Raw genomic sequence first — 2,231 nt, 5'->3', positions numbered from 1 at the left:
AAATACGGCCGCGAGGCGATGTTCGAATTCGCCCGCCATTCCTTCGCCTGGCTCGGCCGGCCGGTCGAGCTGCCGGGATCGCGGCCGCTTCGTTTCGAATTCTCGCAGGACATCGGCTCGCAATTGATCGAGTGGCCGGTCGACCATTGCATCAAATGCCTGTGCTTCTATCACCCCGACGACCCGGAAGCGCTGAAGACTGAGCAGCAGCAGAAGCTCAAAAGCCTGTTCGAGGCGGCGCGGAAAGTGGGCAGAGAACTTCTCATCGAGATCATTGCCGGCAAGCACGGCGAGCTCGACGACACGACGATCCCGCGCGCGCTCGAGGAACTCTACGCGCTTGGCATCAAGCCTGACTGGTGGAAGCTCGAACCGCAGGCTTCAGCCGGGGCTTGGGCAAAGATCGAGGCGGTGATCCTGAAGAACGACCCATGGTGCCGCGGGATTGTGCTGCTCGGCCTGGAAGCGCCGCTGGACGAGCTGGAAGCGGCCTTTGCCGCCACCGCCGAGGCGCCCATCGTCAAGGGTTTCGCCGTCGGCCGCACCATCTTCATCAACGCAGCCGAACAATGGCTTGCCGGCAAGATGTCGGACGAGGAAGCGGTGGCCGACATGGCGTCGCGCTTCGAGAGGCTGACCGAGGCATGGCTTGCCGCGCGCGGCCGCAAAGCAGCATAAGAAGGCGCGGCATAAGGACTGCGGAGGAAACAAGATGACCAAGACGATCCGCCTGACGATGGCGCAGGCGCTGACCCGCTTTCTTGCTCGCCAGATGACCGAGATCGACGGCAAGAAAATGCCGATCTTCGGCGGCGTCTGGGCGATCTTCGGCCATGGCAATGTCGCCGGCGTCGGCGAGGCGCTCTATCAGGTGCGCGACGAATCGCCGACCTTCCGTGCCCATAACGAGCAGGCGATGGCGCATGCGGCGATCGCCTATGCCAAGGCCAATTTCCGTCGCCGCTTCATGGCGGCGACCAGTTCGATCGGCCCCGGCGCGCTCAACATGGTGACGGCGGCGGCGCTTGCGCATGTAAACAGGTTGCCCGTCCTGTTTCTCCCCGGCGACGTCTTCGCCAATCGCATCCCCGACCCCGTCCTGCAGCAGGCAGAGGATTTTTCTGACGGCACGGCGACGGTCAATGACTGCTTCCGGCCGGTGTCGCGCTACTTCGATCGCATCACCCGGCCGGAGCAGATCATCCCGGCGCTGAACCGTGCCATGCAGGTGCTGACCGATCCGGCCGAATGTGGGCCGGTGACGCTGGCGCTCTGCCAGGACGTGCAGGCCGAGGCCTATGATTACCCCGAGAGCTTCTTTGCCGAACGGGTCTGGCATCAGCGGCGGCCGCGTCCGGACCGCCAGGAACTCGCGGCTGCGGTTGCGGCGCTGAAGGGGGCGACTAAGCCATTGGTGATTGCCGGTGGCGGCGTGCTTTATTCGCAGGCATCGGGTGAATTGGCGAAGCTGGTGCAAGGCGCCGGCATCCCGGTCTGCGAGACGCAGGGCGGCAAATCATCGCTGCCGGACGATCATCCGCTCAACATGGCGGCGGTCGGCGTCACCGGCACCTCGGCGGCCAACCGGCTGGCCGAAGAAGCCGACGTCGTGCTTGCCGTCGGCACCAGGCTGCAGGATTTCACCACCGGTTCCTGGGCGCTGTTCAAGAATTCCGGCAAAACCATCATCGGGCTGAACGTCCAACCTTTCGATGCGGGAAAGCACCAGGCGCTGCCGCTGGTCGCAGACGCGGCGGAAGGGCTCGCCGAGCTCGGCGCGGCGCTGAAAGACTGGAAGGCGCCGGTCGCCTGGACCGACAATGCGGCCAGGGGCAAGAAGGATTGGCAGGCCGATGCCGACAAGGTGACGGCGTCGACCAATGCCGCCTATCCCTCCGACGCGCAGGTGATCGGTGCCGTGCAGCGCGCCATGGGCGCCGGTGTGACGTTGCTTCATGCCGCCGGCGGCCTGCCCGGCGAATTGCACAAGCTCTGGCAGGCGGGGGCGCCCGGCTCCTACCATGCCGAATACGGCTTCTCGACCATGGGTTACGAGATCGCAGGCGGGCTTGGCGTCAAAATGGCCAAGCCCGCCGAGGAGGTCGTCGTGATGATTGGCGATGGCTCCTATCTGATGCTCAATTCCGAGATCGCAACCTCTGTCATGCTCGGCCTCAAGCTGACCATCGTGCTGCTCGACAACCGCGGTTACGGCTGCATCAACCGGCTGC

At 64.8% G+C, this 2,231-nt stretch carries 2 protein-coding genes; both read left to right on the top strand.

Annotation, left to right across the window (positions count from 1 at the left end; translation table 11 throughout):
- A partial coding sequence (locus EOB36_RS33635) for a DUF2090 domain-containing protein (RefSeq protein WP_128286578.1) occupies nucleotides 1–678 on the top strand: 678 nt, incomplete at its 5' end.
- A gap of 34 nt (nucleotides 679–712) precedes the next feature.
- The coding region (iolD, locus tag EOB36_RS33630; protein WP_128286577.1) for a 3D-(3,5/4)-trihydroxycyclohexane-1,2-dione acylhydrolase (decyclizing) at nucleotides 713–2,231 on the top strand (1,519 nt) is incomplete at its 3' end.

Origin of the sequence: Mesorhizobium sp. M6A.T.Cr.TU.017.01.1.1, assembly GCF_004023115.1 — a bacterium.
Taxonomy (GTDB): Bacteria; Pseudomonadota; Alphaproteobacteria; order Rhizobiales; family Rhizobiaceae; genus Mesorhizobium; species Mesorhizobium mediterraneum.
Note: the sequence above shows the minus strand (reverse complement) of the source record. Positions and strands in the feature narration are given on the sequence as shown.